This window comes from Arthrobacter sp. UYP4 (assembly GCF_057291175.1).
Window position 1 is genome coordinate 1,718,936 of record NZ_JBXAVU010000001.1, and the last position, 16,799, is coordinate 1,735,734.

The window sequence follows — 16,799 nt, forward strand, 5'->3', positions numbered from 1 at the left end:
TTGAGTGTACTCGACTCAACTTTCGAGCCGGGAGAGATATTCCCCCGCTTCGACCCTGGCGGAGCGGGAAGGGACGACTGCGGCGGCGCCGGGGCCGCCCGGCACAGTGCGGCTTCCGGAGCCCGCTGTGATCTCGGACATAATGGCCCCTATGGGGAAATTCCGCCGCGTCACCGCCGTCCTGACCACCGCCGCCCTCACCCTCGCGCTCGCGGCCTGCACGGATGACCGCCCGACCGCGGAGGACGCGGCGCGCACGCTCGCCGAGGGACTGGCCCGGCTCGACGTGGGGCAGTCCGCGTTCACGTCGGTGGAGGCGTCCGAGGTGACCGGCGAGCTCGCCACGATCACCGAGGGGTTCGGGCCCGGAGCGCCGAAGGTGACGGTCGCAGGCGTCGAGGAGACCGGCGAGGACAGCGCGACCGCGACGCTCGACTACGTCTGGGACCTCGACGACACCGACTCCGACTGGACCTACAGCACGACGGCGGACCTCACGCGGGTCGAGGACGTCTGGCAGGCGGCCTGGGACCCTGCGCTGTTCGTCCCGAACCTCCTGCCGGACGAGAAGCTCACCCTCACCAGCGTGCCCGGGGACCGCGGCAACATCACCGGGGCGGGCGGCGAGGTCCTCGTCACCGAGCGGCCCGTGATCCGCGTCGGCATCGACAAGACGGGGGTCCCGGACGCGCAGTGGGCCGCCTCGGCCCGTGCGCTCGCCACCCTGCTCGAGCTCGACCCGGCGGCCTACGAGGAACAGGTCGCCGCCGCGGGTGCGGAGGCCTTCGTGGTGGCGGTCGTCCTGCGTGACGACGCGACGCGGACGGTCACCGACGCGCAGATCGATGCCGTCCCGGGTGCACTGCGGCAGGCCGACACCCTGGAACTCGCACCCACCCGCACCTTCGCCCGCGAACTCCTGGGCAGCGTGGGCGAGGCGACGGAGGAACTCGTGGAGCAGTCCGACGGTGCCCTCCGGGCGGGTGATGTCACCGGGCTCGGCGGGCTGCAGCTGCAGCACAACGACCAGCTGGCCGGCACCCCGGGCCTCTCGGTCGGCGCCGCGCCGGTGGCGGACCCCGGAACGCCCAGCCAGACCCTCTTCACCAAGGCGGCCGTGGACGGCACCGACCTCGCCACCACGCTCGATCCCCGCCTGCAGGGCCTCGGCGAGCAGGTTCTCGCGGACGAGCCCTCGGCGTCGTCGATCGTCGCCATCCGGCCCAGCACGGGCGAGATCCTCGCGGCGGCCAACGGTCCGGGCAGCGAGGGCCTGCAGACCGCGCTCCTGGGCCAGTACCCGCCGGGGTCCACGTTCAAGGTGGCCACGAGCCTCGCACTGCTCCGGAAGGGCTTCACGCCCGAGAGCCCCACGGAGTGCACCGAGGAAGTCTCCGTGGACGGCCGCACGTTCAACAACGCCAGCACCTATCCGGTGCAGTTCCTCGGGACCATCCCGCTCCTGGAGACCTTCGCGCAGTCCTGCAACACCGGCTTCATCTCGGCCCGGGGCGAGATCAGCCAGGCCGATCTCGCGGCCGCCGCCACCGATCTCGGGATCGGCGTGGAGTCGCGCATCGGCACACCCGCGTTCTTCGGCTCCGTGCCGACCGAGGCGGAGGGGACGGCCCACGCCGCCGCCATGATCGGGCAGGGCGAGGTACTGGTGTCGCCCCTGGGCCTCGCCACCATGGCCGCATCCGTGGGGGCAGGATCGCGCGTCACGCCGACCCTCCTCGCCGCGGGCGAATCCACCGAACTCGACCCCGGCTCGGAGAGCGCCGCGGCCACGGAGGCCCCGTCGGGTGACGCGACGCCGTCGGCCGGGGAGTCCGAGGCGCGGCCCAGCGCGTTCACCGCCGACGAGTCGGCGACGCTGCGGACGCTCATGTCCGCCGTCGTCGAGCAGGGCGGGGCCCGGCTCCTGCAGGACGTGCCGGGCGATCCCGTCCTGGCCAAGACCGGGACCGCCGAGTTCGGGAGCGAGACTCCCCCGCGGACCCACGCGTGGGTCGTCGCCCTCCAGGGCGACCTCGCCGTCGCGGTCTTCGTGGAGGAGGGCGAGCTGGGATCCACGTCCGGCGGCCCCCTCATGCAGGCCTTCCTGACGGGCGCGGCCACCGGCTGACCGCCGAGCAGCCACCGGCCCGCCCCAGTGCGCGGGTCCTCTCCTTCGACGACATGGGGGTCGGATCGACACAGTGAACGCAGTTGCTTGATCATCCTCCGGCGCCCGTACGCGACGCCGGAGGCCATCCGAAGACCGTTGAAAGGGTCCCCGTGGATCTCAGGTTCATCCCGCTCATCATCGGCGCCGTGGTGCTGCTCGTCATCATCATCGCCGCCGTCGTCCTCGCCCGCATGGCGCTGCACATCGCCAGCCCGGACCAGGCGCTCATCATCTCGTCCAAGGACAGCAAGGGGCAGCCCGATCCGGACAGCCAGCGCGTCGTCTTCGGCCGGATCTTCATCAACCCGTTCTCGCAGCGGGCCTATCCCCTGTCGCTCGCATCGCGCCAGGTGTCCCTGCGCATCGAGGGCATCTCCAAGAACGGCATCAAGCTCCACCTCACCGGCGTCGCCCAGGTCAAGGTCGGGGGTGACGCGGACGCTGTCCGCAAGGCCGCCCAGCGCTTCCTGAACCAGCAGGAGGCGATCGACCACTACACGCAGGAGACCCTGTCCGGTTCGCTCCGCTCGATCGTGGGAACCCTGACGGTCGAATCGATCATCCGGGACCGCGCGACCTTCGCCAAGAGCGTCAAGGAGGAGGCCGAACACTCCATGCACAACCAGGGCCTGGAGATCGACACCTTCCAGATCCAGTCCGTGGACGACGACTCCGGGTACCTGAAGAACCTGGGCCGCCCGGAGGCCGCCCTCGCGGAACGCAACGCGAAGATCGCCGAAGCCCGATCCATGCAGGAATCGGAGCAGGCACGCGCCCTGTCCGACGAGCAGGTGGCCCTCGCGCAGCAGCAGCTGATCATCCGCCGCGCGGAACTGAAGGAGGAGGCCGATGCCCGCCAGGCACGGGCCGACGCCGCGGGACCCCTCGCCCAGGCCGAACAGCAGGAGCAGGTCATCATGCGTGAGCAGCAGGTCGCCCAGCGGCGGTCCGAGCTCCGTGAGCGCGAGCTGGACACCGAGGTGCGCAAGCCCGCGGACGCCGAGAAGTACCGCCTCATCCAGCAGGCCGACGCGAAGCTCGAGGAGCGGCGCCGGGCATCGGAGGCCACGGAGATCGAAGCCCGCGTGGACCTCGCACGCCGCAAGCTCGTCGCCGAGGGTGACCGGGTGGCAGCCGAGGCGGATGCCGCGTCGAACACGGCACGCGGTACCGCCGAAGCATCGATCAACGAGGCCAAGGGCCGCGCCGACGCCGCGGTCATCGCGTCCCGCGGTGATGCCGAGGCGCAGTCGACGGAAGCCCGTGGCAAGGCGGAGGCCGCCGGTATCGCCGCGCAGGCGGAGGCCTACGAGAAGTTCAACCAGGCCGCCATCCTGTCGAAGGTCCTCGAGGTCCTGCCCGCGATGGCACGGGAGATCGCCGCGCCGATGTCGGCGATCGACACCATGACCGTCGTCTCCAACGACGGCGCGAGCCAGCTCAGCAAGAACGTCTCGAGCGGCGTCCACCAGACCACGCAGATGGTCAAGGACACCACCGGTCTGGACATCATCGCGCTGCTCGGCGACCTGCTCAAGAACGCGGACAAGCCCGGCCGGAACGGGGCCACCAGCCCGACCGTCGTCGGCGGCTCCGACTAGCGGGACCTGCAGGCCGCCGTCGGGGATCCGGCGGCGGCCGTCAGCGGTAGGTCGGCAGGTAGGTCCCCGACGAGGGGACGATCACCTTGCCGAGCGGCGCCAGCGACACCGGGATCAGCTTCAGGTTGGCGATGCCCAGCGGGATCCCGATGATGCTGACGAACATCGGGATGGCCGTGAGCACGTGGCCGATGGCGATCCAGATGCCCGCGACGAGAAGCCAGATGACGTTCCCGATCGTGGAGAACCCGCCCGGTTGACCGCCGCGGTTCACGACGGTCTGACCGAAGGGCCACAGCGCGTAGGCGCCGATCCTGAACGAGGCGATGCCGAAGGGGATGGTCACGATCAGCAGGCAGCAGATGATGCCTGCCGCGAAGTAGCCCAGCGCGAGCCAGATGCCGCCGAACAGGAGCCAGATGACGTTCAGGAGTGCGTTCATCCGCCCATTGTTCCCCACCCGGTGCGCCGGGGCACCCCCCGGACGAACGGAAGGCCCCCACCCGCGAGGGTAGGGGCCTTCCGTGGTCAGCGATGCTGCTAGCGGGACCGGCGATCGTTGGACGCAGGCGCGCTGGCCCTGCGGGAGCCGGCCGCACGGCGGGCTCCCTCGGTCCGCGGAGCCGAGGACGGCGCATGGCTGCGCTGCCCGCCGGCGGCGGGGGCGCCGGCCGCGGGACGGCGGACGGCGTCGCCCACGCGCTGGCCGGAGGCGGGACGGCGGCTGCGCGTCGTCGTCTCCGAGGCGGTGCGGGGCTCGTCCGTGCGACGGCGGGAACCGCCGGTCTTCGCAGCAGCACCCGAGTCGGTGCCGAAGCGCGGCGCCTGCGGCTGGTCCTTGCGGCGGTCGGCCCGGTTGCCCTGGGTCGCCTGCGTCTCGGCGGAGACGCGACCGCGTCCACCCCTGCCGCCACGGCCTCCCGCGGACGGGGCTGCGGTACCACGGCGGGCGCGCTTGCGCTCGGCGTTGGCGCCCGTCGAGGTACCTTCGCCGCGTGTGGCCTCACGCGAGGCGAGGAGCGCGGCGCGCGTGCGGGGATCGATCTTGTCGGCGACGTCGCCGACGAGCGACAGGACGAGCGGTGAGGTCGCCTTGACGGTCTCGAAGGCGACGTCGACACCGGCGGCCTTCATCAGCTTCTGCACCTCGGACTTCTGCTCGGGCAGCGTGATCGTGACCACGGTTCCCGAGGAGCCCGCACGAGCCGTGCGGCCCGAGCGGTGCAGGTACGCCTTGTGCTCCGTGGGCGGATCGACGTGGACCACGAGCTCGACGTCGTCCACGTGCACGCCGCGGGCCGCGACGTCGGTGGCCACGAGGACGCGGACGTCGCCGGTGGAGAACTCGGAGAGGTTCCGGTCACGGGCGTTCTGCGACAGGTTGCCGTGGAGGTCGACAGCGGGGATCCCGGCGTCGGTCAGGGTCTTGGCGAGCTTCCGCGCGTGGTGCTTGGTGCGCATGAAGAGGAGGCGGCGCCCGGTACCGGACGCGAGCTGGACGATCAGCTGCTTCTTCTGCGTCTGGTCACCGATCATCAGCACGTGGTGCTCCATGGTGGTGACCGCTGCCTGCGGGTCGTCCACGGAGTGGGTGACGGGGTTGGTCATGTAGCGGTTGACCACCTTGTCCACGCCGTTGTCCAGCGTGGCCGAGAACAGCAGCCGCTGGCCGTCGGCCGGGGTGGTGTCGAGCAGCTTCTTGACGACAGGCAGGAAGCCGAGGTCGGCCATGTGGTCGGCCTCGTCGAGGATGGTGATCTCCACGGACTCGAGCGTGATGAGCTTCTGGCGCATCAGGTCCTCGAGGCGCCCGGGGCAGGCGATGACGATGTCGACGCCGGCGCGCAGAGCCTTCTCCTGGCGCTGCTGCGAGACACCACCGTAGATCACGGTGGTGTTGAGTCCGAGCTCCTTGGCCAGGGGCTCGACGGTGGCGTTGATCTGGGTCGCGAGCTCGCGGGTCGGCGCGAGGACCAGGGCCAGGGGGCGCCCGGGCTTGCGACGGTAGGCCGCTTCCTGCTCGGACAGGCGTGCGACCATGGGGAGCGCGAAGGCGAGGGTCTTGCCCGAGCCGGTGCGGCCGCGTCCGAGGACGTCGCGCCCGGCCAGGGAGTCGGGAAGCGACTTGACCTGGATGGGGAATGGTTCGGTGATCCCCTGCGCGGCGAGGTTCTCGACCAGCGCTTTGGGCACACCGAGGGCAGCAAAAGTAGTCATGTAGTTAACACGAACTTTCTTCTCATCTTCCCCGGCACCGGTTGGCGCAGGGGTTCGCCGAAGAAAAGTCAGACAGTGTCCACCGCGCTCACGATCCTCGGAGCTGGATGCGGGGCAAAAGAATGCGTTCTATCGACGCAGGCTGCGCGTTCAACTGGCGGACGCGGTCCGCCGTGCGCAGGCAAGTGGTCCCAGTTTATCAGGAGGTGCGCCCGAACCCCGCATCGGCGCGGTCCGCGGAGGCTGTGGCGGAGCCTGGAGCAGCGGGGCACCGCGCCCGCCGACGGGACCTCGCCTCCCCGGGCGCCTTCTGCAAGGGTGGGAGGACCAGCCCTGCCAGGAGGATCTCCATGACGCTGTCCCCCGCCGTTCTGCTCGAGGATGCCCGTGCCCTCGTCGGTGACATCACCGACCTGCGCCACCGCCTCCACCGCGAACCCGAGCTGGGCCTCCACCTGCCGCGCACCCAGGAGAAGGTGCTCGACGCCCTGGACGGCCTGCCCTACGAGGTGACGCTCGGGACGGACACGACGTCGGTCACCGCGGTGCTCCGCGGCGGCGCGGCGCAGGGCGACGACGCCCCGGTGGTCCTCCTCCGCGGCGACATGGACGCGCTGCCCGTCCAGGAGGCGACCGGCGTCCCGTACAGCTCCCGGGTGGAGGGCGTCATGCACGCGTGCGGCCACGACCTCCACACGGCGATGCTCGCGGGAGCGGCGACGCTCCTCGCCGAGCGTCGCTCCGAGCTGCCCGGGGATGTCGTCCTCATGTTCCAGCCCGGCGAGGAGGGCCACGACGGGGCGGGCGTCATGATCCGGGAGGGCGTCCTCGACGCGGCGGGCAGGCGCCCGGACGCGGCGTACGGGGTGCACGTGACGTCCTCCCTGATACCGGCCGGGATGCTGATGAGCCGCAGCGGACCGCTGATGTCGGCGTCGGACGGACTGATGGTGACGGTGCGCGGGGCGGGTGGGCACGGTTCCGCCCCGCACTCCGCGAAGGATCCGGTGACCGTCGCGGCGGAGATCGTGACCCAGCTGCAGGTTCTGATCACGCGGCAGTTCGACATGTTCGATCCCGTGGTGCTGTCCGTCGGCGTGCTGCACGCGGGCACGCAGCGCAACATCATCCCGCAGACCGCGCGGATCGAGGCGACCATCAGGACCTTCTCGCCGGCGAACCGGGACAGGATGGCGGACGCCGCTCCGAGGCTGGTCCGGCACATCGCCGCCGCCCACGGGCTCGAGGCGGACATCGAGTACCTCCACGAGTATCCCGTCACCGTCACGGACCCCGACGAGACGGCACACGCCGCGGCGCAGGTCGGGGAGTTGCTGGGCCCCGACCGGTACGTCACCATGCCGCAGCCGATGAGCGGCTCGGAGGACTTCTCGCGGATCCTCGAGGCGGTGCCGGGCAGCTTCGTGTTCCTCTCGGCAGTTCCCCCCGGCGCGGACCCGGTGACCGCGCCGTTCAACCACTCCCCCTACGCCGTCTTCGACGACGGCGTCCTGGCCGACGGCGCCGCCCTCTATGCGCAGCTCGCGATCTCGCGCCTCCGCCGGGCGATGGCGGGCTGATGTCCGGCCGGTAGCCTAGAAGATGATGGAGCCACGAGAACAGACCCCCGACCAGCCGCACCGCTCCCAGCCGGTGTCCTTCGTCCGACGGGGCTCGCGCCTCCAGGGCAGGCGCCGCGAGGCCTGGGACGAGCTCGCCGAGGCCTTCCTCATCGACGTGCCCCGCGTGGAGAACGCCGACACGTCGGTGGCACCCGGCTTCGTGCTCGACGTCGAAGCGGCCTTCGGCCGGACGGCGCCCCTCGTCGTCGAGGTGGGATCGGGCCTGGGAGAGGCCATCACCCACGCCGCGGAGCTCGATCCCGACCGCGACTACCTCGCCCTCGAGGTCTACCGTCCGGGACTGGCCCAGACCATGCTGCGGATCAGCCAGAAGGACCTGACGAACGTCCGGACCGCCCAGGTCAATGCCGCGGAGGCCTTCGCCGGGATGATCCCGGCGTCGTCCGTCGCCGAGCTGTGGACCTTCTTCCCGGACCCCTGGCACAAGGCCCGTCACCACAAGCGCCGCCTGGTCAAGGAGGACTACGTGGAACTCGCCGCACGCGTCATCGAGCCCGGCGGCATCTTCCGCCTCGCCACCGACTGGTCCAGCTACGCCGTGCAGATGCGCGCCGTCCTGGACGCGAGCGGGCATTTCGAGAACCTGCACGACGGCGAACGCTCCGGCGCCGGGAGCCCGCTGACCCAGGTGTGGCAGAGCGGGGTGGAATCCGTGGTGGGTGGTGCGCCGGTCCGGGAGGGCCGCGACCCGGTGAGCACCGGCAACACCGGCGTCAACGAGGGGACCGACGAGCTCGGCGGGTGGGCGCCCCGTTTCGAGGGCCGCACCCTGACGAGTTTCGAGAACAAGGCGATCAAGGCCGGGCGGATGGTCTTCGACCTCACCTACCGCCGCCGCTGACGGGTCGGCGCCGTTGGATCGACCTGGCAGATTCCCGTTCGATGACCGCTGATCCGGTCCGATGACGCAGGGGTCATGACCGGGGCGGCCGAGGACGAGACCGACACGTCAGGTCCCAGGTGCCGACCGTGCACCACCCGTTGGACGGTCGCTACTGCTCAGCACTCCACGACGTTGACGGCCAGCCCGCCCATGGCCGTCTCCTTGTACTTGGAGCTCATGTCCTTGCCCGTTTCCCGCATGGTGATGATGACCTCGTCGAGGGACACCCGGTGGACGCCGTCGCCCCAGAGCGCCATCTTGGCGGCATTGATCGCTTTCGCCGCGGCGATCGCGTTCCGTTCGATGCAGGGCACCTGCACCAGGCCACCGATGGGATCGCAGGTCAGGCCGAGGTTGTGTTCCATCGCGATCTCGGCCGCGTTCTCGACCTGCGAGGGGCTGCCACCCAGCACTTCGGCCAGGCCGGCGGCAGCCATCGACGATGCCGAGCCCACCTCGCCCTGGCAGCCCATCTCCGCGCCCGAGATCGAGGCCTGTTCCTTGTAGAGGACTCCGACAGCACCGGCGGTCAGAAGGAACGTGACCACCACGTCGTCGAGATCCTGCCGGCTGGCATTCTGCATCCCGGGCGCGAAATGCAGGGCGTAGTACAGCACGGCGGGGATGATGCCCGCCGCTCCATTGGTCGGTGCCGTGACCACCCTGCCGCCGGATGCGTTCTCCTCATTGACGGCAAGAGCGATCAGGTTCACCCATTCCTGCCAGTACGCGGGGTCGTGGTCCTTGTCCTCCTTCAGCAGGCGGTCATGCCAGTCGGGGGCGCGCCGGCGGACCTTGAGCCCGCCGGGCAGCAGTCCCTCGCGGGTGAGGCTGACCTGCGCGCAGCTCTCCATGACCGAGTAGATGTGGAGCAGGCCCTGCCGGATCTCCTCCTCCGTGCGGCTGTCCTTCTCATTGGTCAGCATCACGTCGCTGATACCGAGGGAGGTTCGTCGGCAGTGGTCGAGCAGCTCTGCGGCGGTGCGGAACGGGAGTGGAAGCTCCTTCTTCGAGGACTCGAGTTCCTGCCGGGCGGCGTCCTCCTCCCCGTCCCGCACGATGAACCCCCCGCCGACCGAGAAGAACGTGGCCGTATGAAGGACCTGCCCGGCCGGGCCGTGGACGGTGAAGGTCATGCCGTTGGTGTGCCGGGGCAGGATCGTCAGGGGGCGCAGGACCATGTCCTCGACCCCGTAGGGCAAGGACACGCTTCCACCGAGCTCCAGGATGCCGGTGCCGGCGATGGCTGCCAGCCGCTCCTCCACCTCCTCGGGCTGGATCAGCTCGGGGTGGAACCCCTCGAGGCCGAGGAGGATCGCCGTCATCGTTCCGTGCCCGTGCCCCGTCGCAGCGAGGGACCCGTAGAGGTCGACCCGCAGTGATGCCACGTCGGCAAGGATGCCGGAGGCCTTCAGTTCCTCGCTGAACACCGCGGCGGCCCGCATCGGTCCGACAGTGTGCGAGCTCGAAGGTCCTATGCCGATGGAAAAGAGATCGAAGACTCCTACAGCCATGGTGCGGTTCCTTCGTGTCCGGAGTGGCCCGGCAGATGATCCTGTCGGAAAAGGGCATGGGCGATCCGTCCGACCGGGATACACGAGGACCGGACAGGCGGATTCCAGGTCCGAGCTGTCGCCCCTCCCGGTGGCACCGAGCGATCCGGACAGCTCTGCCCGGACCGGGGACCGTCAGGGGACCTCGGGCGAGGCGTACTCGCGCATCGCGTCGAGGAGCCACCGGCCCAGGAAGTCCGCGAAGGATGCGCGGGGGAAGATCCGGAAGCTTTCCTTCCCGGTCTTCTCGAGGACCACCGGGATGTTGCCCACCTCGGTGCTCAGGGCTGTTCCCGGGGGGAAGCTGCGCGGGTGCAGGTCCAGGGAGCAGCCCTTCTCCAGGACGGCACGGGCCCGGGTGCCGGAGAGTTCGAACGTGGTGCGGTTCGCGGACAGGTCCACCACCTGGCCCGGAGCCCCGCCCAGAGCGGCGGTGAGGGAATCGATGAGGGTGCCACCGAGCGAGTCGTGGGCGGCCTCGGATGCGACCACCAGGAACTCGGAGGGTCCCAGCCAGAGGACCCGGACGCCGTCGGCGCCGCCCACGTCACCGCAGCGGAGCGGCAGGCCGCCGGCCACCGCGGCGACCCGGGCGCCCTCCTCGGAGCGGGGGTCCACGCGGAGGCCCACCATGGTCCGGAACGGGCCCTCACGGAGGACCACCGTCCCCTCGATGGAGCCGGCCTCCAGCGCGGCGGCCAGATGGGAGGCGGGGCTGCGCCGGAGGGGCCGCAGTCCATTGATGCCGTTGAGTGCTGCTGTGTCAGCCATCCTTGCGGGTCCCTTCGGGGTCGAAAAGTAAGGTCTCGGCGATGACGACCTCGACCAGCCGGTCGCCTGCGGCGGCCACCAGGGTCTCACCGATGCGGTTGCGGCCGTTCTTGATCAGCGCCAGGGCGAAGGTCCGCTCCAGGGCGGCGCTGGAGTAGCTGGAGGTGACGAAACCCTGCATCGGGACGGGACCGGAGGCAGGGTCGGTGCTGATGCCCTGCTCCACCAGCTGGGTCCCTTCGGGGAGCCGGAAGGAACGGTCCACGGGCAGCACGCTGACCAGGTGCTTGCGGTCCTCGCGCCCGGCATCGGCCCGGGCGTAGGACCGCTTGCCGATGAAGTCCTTGGCCTTGGACACCACCCATTCCATGCCCGCGTCCTGCGGGGTGACGGTGCCGTCGGTGTCCTGGCCGACGATCGGGTAGCCCTTCTCGGCGCGGAGCACGTGCATGGTCTCGGTGCCGTAGGGGGTGATGCCGAATTCGGCGCCTGCGGCTGCCACTGCTTCCCAGGTGTTCAACCCGTACCAGGACGGCACGTTGATCTCGTAGGCCAGTTCGCCGGAGAACGAGATCCGGCAGATCCGGGCCTGCACGCCGGAGGCGAGGGTGGTCTCGCGGAAGGTCATGAACGGGAAGGCGTCCGCCTCCAGCCCCCCGTCCGCTGCCAGGTCCGGTGCCAGCTTGGCGATGACGGCCCGGGATCTGGGCCCGACGACGGCGATGGTGCTCCACTGTTCGGTCACGGAGGTGCAGTGCACGTCGAGGTTGGGCCATTCGGTCTGGAGCCATTCCTCCAGCCAGTCCAGGACCTTGGCGGCGCCGCCGGTGGTGGTGGTCAGGAAGTAGCGGTCGTCATCGAGGCGGAGGGTCACGCCGTCGTCGAAGATCATGCCGTCCGCCATGCACATGACACCGTAGCGGGCGGCACCCGGGGCGAGCTTCTTGAAGGCGTTGGTGTAGATCCGGTTGAGGAATTCACCGGCGTCCTTGCCGCGGATCTCGATCTTCCCGAGGGTGGTGGCGTCCAGAAAGCCGACGGAGTCGCGGACGGCGGCGCACTCGCGCAGCACGGCTGCGTCCATGTCCTCGCCGGCGCGCGGGTAGTACCAGGGGCGCTTCCACTGTCCCACGTCCTCGAACAGGGCACCGTGGGCCTCGTGCCACGGGTGGATGGATGTCCTGCGAGCGGGGTCGAACAGTTCGCCGCGCTGGCGCCCGGCGAGTGCCGCGAAGGCCACGGGGGTGAACGGTGCGCGGTACGTGGTCGTGCCGATGTCGCCGATGCCGCGGGACGCTTCGCCCGCTGTGCGGAGTGCGGCGGCGATGACGCCGATCGCGTTGACGCCGGAGGTCTTGCCCTGGTCGTTGGCGGTACTGATCGAGGTGTAGCGCTTGATGTGTTCCACGGAGCGCATGCCGGCGCCGGTGGAGCGCAGGACATCGGCCACGGACTGGTCGCGCTGGAAGTCCACGAAGTGGGAGTGCCAGTCGTCCGGCGTGCCGGCCTGGCCCGGGACCAGCCACAGCTGGCGGGTCGGGGCGGAGGAGGTCGGCTCGCCGAGGGCGGACGGCTGCGTGGCGGACTCGAAACCGGCGGCGGTGGCGGCGGATACCCCCGCGGAGATGCCTTCGGCCAGGACGTCCGCGAGGTCGAAGCTGCCGCGGCCGGAGCCGATGGTCTGCTGGTTCGGGACCACGGTGCTCGGCACGAAAGCGGCCAGCTCGTCGTCCCAGCGCAGCTTGCCCTGCCGCTGGGAGTGGAGGTGCACCAGCGGGCTCCAGCCGCCGGAGACCGCCAGCAGGTCGCAGGCGATCTCTTCGACGTCCGCGGTGAGTTCGCCGTCGTCGTTGATGCCGCGGACGGTGACGACGTTCAGTCGGCCCGTGCGGTCCGCAGCGGTGTCCGCCACCGCACTGCCGGTCAGCACCCGGGTGCCGGCGTCGACGGCGGCGGCTGCCACCCCGGTGAGGCTGGGGCGGGCGTCGACGACGGCCGCCACCTCCACGCCGGCGGCGCGCAGGTCCGCGGCGAGTGCGTAGGCGCTGTCGTTCGTGGTGCTGATGACCACGCGCTGTCCGGCGGCGACGGCGTAGCGGTTGAGGTAGCTGCGGACGGCGGAGGCCAGCATGATCCCCGGGCGGTCGTTGTTCTCGAAGACCAGGGGCCGTTCGTGGGCGCCGGGGGCGAGCACCACCTGTGCCGCACGCACGTGCCAGATACGCTGCCGGGAGACGCCGGGCGCTGCGGGGCTGGACAGGTGGTCGGTACGGTTCTGGACGGCGATCACGTAGTTGGCGTCGTAGGCGCCGAACGCGGTGGTCCGGTTGAGAACGGTGGACTCGGCACCGGACACCAGTTCCGCTTCGACGTCCGCCACCCAGTCCAGGGCCGGCTTCCCTTCGATGGTCTCTGCCGGCCCGGGAGCCGTGGACCCTGACAGGAGCGATCCGCCCAACTCGGGCTGGTCGTCCATCAGCATCACCCGGGCGCCGGTGCGGACGGCCTCGCGGGCGGCGGCCAGGCCGGCGGGACCGCCGCCGATGACCAGGACGTCGGTGTGGACGTACTTCTTGTCGTACTCGGCACGGTCGTCCTCCGGGTCCAGCCTGCCCCGCCCGTCGAGCAGCTCCGCCGCCAGGCCGTCCACCAGGGTGACGGTCGTGGCCGGGAGCATGGACTCGGCCACGTGGCCGGGGAACCGTGGGTACACCTTCACCAGGGCGTTCGATTCCTCGACTCCGGCGGACATGATTCCTCGGGGGCGGTCCTCGTACAGCGAGTTGCCGACGGCGATCCGACCGTTGGCGAGCAGGGCGGAGGCGAGCGTGTCGCCGGGGTGGCCGGTGAACTCCTCGCCGTCCACGGTGAAACGCCAGGAGATGGTGCGGTCGATGCGTCCGCCGGTGGCGAGGCGGGCGTTCTGGGGCGTCACTTGGATGCTCCTTCCGGGGCGGTGGTGCCGGCTGAGGTGGCGGGGGCCGTGCTCGTGCCGGAGATGTCGGGAGCCGCTGTCCCGGTGGTGGTGCTGTCCGGGGCTGTGCTGGCGGTGCCGGACTCAGGTGCCGCGGCGGCTCTGTCCGGGCGGGCCGCGCCCATCGGGTAGACGGCCTGGATCTCGTAGGTCACGGTGTCGCGGAGCATGTTGAACCACTGGCGGCAGCCGGTGCTGTGGAGCCAGCGTTCGGCGAAGGCCCCCTTGGTGTTGTCCCGGTAGAACAGGAACTCGGCCCACTGGCGGTCATCCAGCGCTGCCGGATCCTCGGGGTAGGGCACGTGGGCCTGGCCACCGTAGTGGAATTCGGTCTCGTCGCGGGAGCCGCAGTTGGGGCATGAGATGAGGAGCATGTCCGAACTCTCTTCTAGTGGGCCACGGCGGCCGCGCCGTGTTCGTCGATCAGGGCGCCGGTCTCGAACCGCTCCAGCGCGAACGGCTTGTTCAGGTCGTGCGGCGTCCCCGTGGCGATGGTGTGGGCGAAGGTGAGCCCGGCCGCGGGGGTTCCCTTGAATCCGCCGGTACCCCAGCCGCAGTTGACGAACATGTTGTCCACCGGCGTGGTGCCGATGATGGGTGAGGCGTCGAGCGTGGTGTCGACGATCCCGCCCCAGGTCCGCAGCACGTGCGCCCGCGCGAAGATGGGGAACAGCTCGACGGCGGCAGCCATCTGGTGTTCGATCACGTGGAAGGATCCGCGCTGGCCGTATCCGTTGTAGGAGTCGACGCCGGCGCCCATGACCAGTTCGCCCTTGTGGGCCTGGGAGACGTAGACGTGCACGTGGTTCGACATGACCACGGTGGGGTGGACCGGTTCGTGCAGTTCGGAGACCAGTGCCTGCAGGGGGTGGGACTGGATGGGAAGCCGGAAGCCGGCCATCTCCGCCAGGACCGAGCTGTGGCCGGCAGCGCACAGCCCTACCTTCTCGGTGGAGATGGTCCCCCGGTTGGTCTTGACGCCCACGACGCGGTTCCCGTCCTTCAGGAAGCCCGTGACCTCGCAGTTCTGGATGATGTCCACGCCGAGCTCGTCGCATTTGCGCGCAAAGGCCCAGGCCACGTGGTCATGCTTCGCAATCCCGGCGCGTGGCTGGTACGTGGCGCCCATGACCGGGTAGCGGATGTTGTCGCTGATGTTCAGGATGGGGCACAGTTCCTTGACCTGCTGGGGGTCGAGCCACTCGGCGTCCACGCCGTTGAGCTTGTTCGCCCCGACCCGGCGCATGCTCTCGCGCACATCCCCCAGGGTGTGGGCCAGGTTCATCACACCGCGCTGGCTGAACAGGAAGTCGTATTCGAGCTCTTCGGGCAGGATCTCCCAGAGCTTGAGGGCGTGCTCGTAGATGGCCGCGCTCTCGTCCCAGAGGTAGTTGGAGCGGATGATGGTGGTGTTCCGGGCCATGTTGCCGCCGGCCAGCCACCCCTTCTCCAGGACCGCGATGTTGGTCATGCCGTGGTTCTTGGCCAGGAAGTAGGCGGTGGCGAGGCCGTGCCCGCCGCCGCCGACGATCACCGCGTCATAGCTCTTCTCGGGGTCGGGGTTGTGCCAGAGGAAGTCCGGGTGCTCCGGAAGAAGATCGGCCATCATGCCACCTCGGTCGCGTCGGAGGAGAGGTTGGGGTAGAGAGGGAACTTGTGGGCCAGGATCTCGACCCGCTGCCGGAGTTCCGCCACGGTCTCGTCGCTGAACTCGCGCTTGAGTGCTGCGGCGATGATGTCCGCGACCTCGGTGAACTCCGTCCTGCCGAAGCCACGCGTGGCCAGCGCCGGTGTGCCGATACGGAGACCGGACGAGACCATGGGCGGACGCGGGTCGAAAGGCACTGCGTTGCGGTTGACCGTGATGCCGATCCGGTGCAGGCGGTCTTCGCCCTGCTGGCCGTCCAGTTCCGACGTGCGCAGATCCACCAGGACCAGGTGCACATCGGTGCCACCGCTGACCACGGTCACCCCTGACTCCGCGACGTCGGCGGACAGCATGCGTTCCGCGATGATGCGGGCCCCTTCCAGGGTGCGTTCCTGGCGGTCGCGGAATTCCGGCTCGGCAGCGAGCTTGAACGCGACAGCCTTCGCGGCGATGACGTGCTCCAGCGGACCGCCCTGCTGTCCGGGGAACACCGCGGAGTTGACCTTCTTGGCGATGGCGGCATCGTTGGTCAGGATCACACCACCGCGCGGGCCACCGAGGGTCTTGTGGGTGGTGCTCGTGACGATGTGGGCGTGAGGAACGGGGCTGGGATGGAGCCCTGCAGCCACCAGGCCTGCGAAATGCGCCATGTCCACCATCAGGTAGGCGCCTACCCGGTCCGCGATGCGGCGGAACTCGGCGAAGTCCAGCTGCCGGGAGTAGGCGGACCAGCCGGCGACGATCAGCTGTGGATTGTTCTCGACCGCCAGGCGCTCGACCTCGGCCATGTCGATCAGGCGGTCTTCCTCACGCACCCCGTACGGGACGACCTTGTAGAGCTTGCCGGAGAAGTTGATGCGCATCCCGTGTGTCAGGTGGCCACCGTGCGCGAGGTTCAGCCCCAGGATGGTGTCGCCGGGCTGGATGAGGGCGAACATCGCCGCTGCGTTGGCCTGGGCACCTGAGTGGGGCTGCACATTCGCGAATTCGGCACCGAACAACGCCGTGAGGCGGTCGATGGCCAGCTGCTCGATGACGTCGACGTGCTCGCAGCCGCCGTAGTACCGCTTGCCCGGGTAACCCTCGGCGTACTTGTTGGTCAGGACGGATCCCTGCGCCTCCATGACCGCGGTCGGGGCGAAGTTCTCGGAGGCGATCATCTCGAGAGTGCCCTGCTGGCGTGCCAGTTCCTGCTGCACGGCGGCATGGACCTGGGGATCGGTCTCTGCGAGCGAGCGGGTCAGAACGTCGACCATCGTTGTCTCCTATGGCTGCAACTAATATCCGTTTGATATATTAGTAGTTGGCCATAAGTATTCTACTGTCCCCCAAGGGTGTC

12 protein-coding genes are annotated in these 16,799 nt (G+C 69.8%); 4 read left to right on the forward strand and 8 right to left on the reverse strand.

Translation table 11 applies throughout. The features are described from left to right. The first annotated feature begins 151 nt into the window (after positions 1-151). Both AC0Z9V_RS08070 and AC0Z9V_RS08075 read left to right on the forward strand, forming a co-directional pair. Positions 152-2,128, forward strand: a complete 1,977-nt coding sequence (locus tag AC0Z9V_RS08070) for a penicillin-binding transpeptidase domain-containing protein (protein ID WP_485141197.1) — start codon at positions 152-154, stop codon at positions 2,126-2,128. A gap of 152 nt (positions 2,129-2,280) precedes the next feature. After that, positions 2,281-3,771, forward strand: a complete 1,491-nt coding sequence (locus tag AC0Z9V_RS08075) for a flotillin family protein (RefSeq protein WP_133081228.1) — start codon at positions 2,281-2,283, stop codon at positions 3,769-3,771. A gap of 40 nt (positions 3,772-3,811) precedes the next feature. Here AC0Z9V_RS08075 and AC0Z9V_RS08080 read toward each other — a convergent pair whose 3' ends face one another. Then, on the reverse strand, positions 3,812-4,213 hold the full coding sequence (locus AC0Z9V_RS08080; RefSeq protein WP_133081229.1) for a YccF domain-containing protein: 402 nt from the start codon (positions 4,211-4,213) through the stop codon (positions 3,812-3,814). Positions 4,214-4,311: 98 nt separating this feature from the next. Next, positions 4,312-5,988, reverse strand: coding sequence for a DEAD/DEAH box helicase (locus AC0Z9V_RS08085; protein ID WP_485141198.1), 1,677 nt, complete (start codon positions 5,986-5,988; stop codon positions 4,312-4,314). A 350-nt stretch (positions 5,989-6,338) separates the two neighbouring features. Between AC0Z9V_RS08085 and AC0Z9V_RS08090 the strand changes: the two genes are divergently transcribed. Together AC0Z9V_RS08090 and trmB are read left to right on the forward strand one after the other, a co-directional pair. Next, complete coding sequence (locus AC0Z9V_RS08090; protein ID WP_485141199.1) at positions 6,339-7,568, forward strand: M20 metallopeptidase family protein; 1,230 nt, start codon at positions 6,339-6,341, stop codon at positions 7,566-7,568. A 25-nt stretch (positions 7,569-7,593) separates the two neighbouring features. Further along, a complete protein-coding gene (gene trmB / locus AC0Z9V_RS08095) occupies positions 7,594-8,472 on the forward strand; it encodes a tRNA (guanosine(46)-N7)-methyltransferase TrmB (RefSeq protein ID WP_485141287.1) in 879 nt (292 codons plus the stop codon). Between the two features lie 158 nt (positions 8,473-8,630). Here the strand turns inward: trmB and AC0Z9V_RS08100 are convergent, their stop codons facing one another. From AC0Z9V_RS08100 to glyA, 6 genes are all read right to left on the reverse strand, one after another. Then, the gene (locus tag AC0Z9V_RS08100; RefSeq protein WP_485141200.1) at positions 8,631-10,028 is read right to left on the reverse strand and encodes an L-serine ammonia-lyase; all 1,398 of its coding nucleotides are present in this window, start codon (positions 10,026-10,028) and stop codon (positions 8,631-8,633) included. A 174-nt stretch (positions 10,029-10,202) separates the two neighbouring features. After that, positions 10,203-10,838, reverse strand: a complete 636-nt coding sequence (locus AC0Z9V_RS08105; RefSeq protein ID WP_485141201.1) for a sarcosine oxidase subunit gamma — start codon at positions 10,836-10,838, stop codon at positions 10,203-10,205. Beyond that, complete coding sequence (locus AC0Z9V_RS08110; RefSeq protein ID WP_485141202.1) at positions 10,831-13,773, reverse strand: 2Fe-2S iron-sulfur cluster-binding protein; 2,943 nt, start codon at positions 13,771-13,773, stop codon at positions 10,831-10,833. Before AC0Z9V_RS08110 ends, AC0Z9V_RS08105 begins: the two co-directional genes overlap by 8 nt. Next, positions 13,770-14,186 (reverse strand): sarcosine oxidase subunit delta, encoded by a 417-nt coding sequence (locus AC0Z9V_RS08115; RefSeq protein WP_133081252.1) that lies wholly within the window; start codon positions 14,184-14,186, stop codon positions 13,770-13,772. Before AC0Z9V_RS08115 ends, AC0Z9V_RS08110 begins: the two co-directional genes overlap by 4 nt. Before the next feature lie 14 nt (positions 14,187-14,200). Further along, complete coding sequence (locus AC0Z9V_RS08120; RefSeq protein ID WP_485141203.1) at positions 14,201-15,421, reverse strand: sarcosine oxidase subunit beta family protein; 1,221 nt, start codon at positions 15,419-15,421, stop codon at positions 14,201-14,203. Continuing rightward, on the reverse strand, positions 15,418-16,716 hold the full coding sequence (gene glyA / locus AC0Z9V_RS08125; protein ID WP_485141204.1) for a serine hydroxymethyltransferase: 1,299 nt from the start codon (positions 16,714-16,716) through the stop codon (positions 15,418-15,420). The genes AC0Z9V_RS08120 and glyA overlap by 4 nt, the downstream gene beginning before the upstream one ends. Positions 16,717-16,799: the final 83 nt, after the last annotated feature.

Bases quoted from the DNA above. Each gene is read 5' to 3' on its own strand.
- AC0Z9V_RS08090 (WP_485141199.1), top strand. From the start codon at position 6,339: ATGACGCTGTCCCCCGCCGTTCTGCTCGAGGATGCCCGTGCCCTCGTC.
- AC0Z9V_RS08105 (WP_485141201.1), bottom strand. From the start codon at position 10,838: ATGGCTGACACAGCAGCACTCAACGGCATCAATGGACTGCGGCCCCTC.
- AC0Z9V_RS08115 (WP_133081252.1), bottom strand. From the start codon at position 14,186: ATGCTCCTCATCTCATGCCCCAACTGCGGCTCCCGCGACGAGACCGAA.
- AC0Z9V_RS08120 (WP_485141203.1), bottom strand. From the start codon at position 15,421: ATGATGGCCGATCTTCTTCCGGAGCACCCGGACTTCCTCTGGCACAAC.
- glyA (WP_485141204.1), bottom strand. From the start codon at position 16,716: ATGGTCGACGTTCTGACCCGCTCGCTCGCAGAGACCGATCCCCAGGTC.
- AC0Z9V_RS08085 (WP_485141198.1), bottom strand. From the start codon at position 5,988: ATGACTACTTTTGCTGCCCTCGGTGTGCCCAAAGCGCTGGTCGAGAAC.
- AC0Z9V_RS08070 (WP_485141197.1), top strand. From the start codon at position 152: ATGGGGAAATTCCGCCGCGTCACCGCCGTCCTGACCACCGCCGCCCTC.
- AC0Z9V_RS08080 (WP_133081229.1), bottom strand. From the start codon at position 4,213: ATGAACGCACTCCTGAACGTCATCTGGCTCCTGTTCGGCGGCATCTGG.
- trmB (WP_485141287.1), top strand. From the start codon at position 7,594: ATGGAGCCACGAGAACAGACCCCCGACCAGCCGCACCGCTCCCAGCCG.
- AC0Z9V_RS08100 (WP_485141200.1), bottom strand. From the start codon at position 10,028: ATGGCTGTAGGAGTCTTCGATCTCTTTTCCATCGGCATAGGACCTTCG.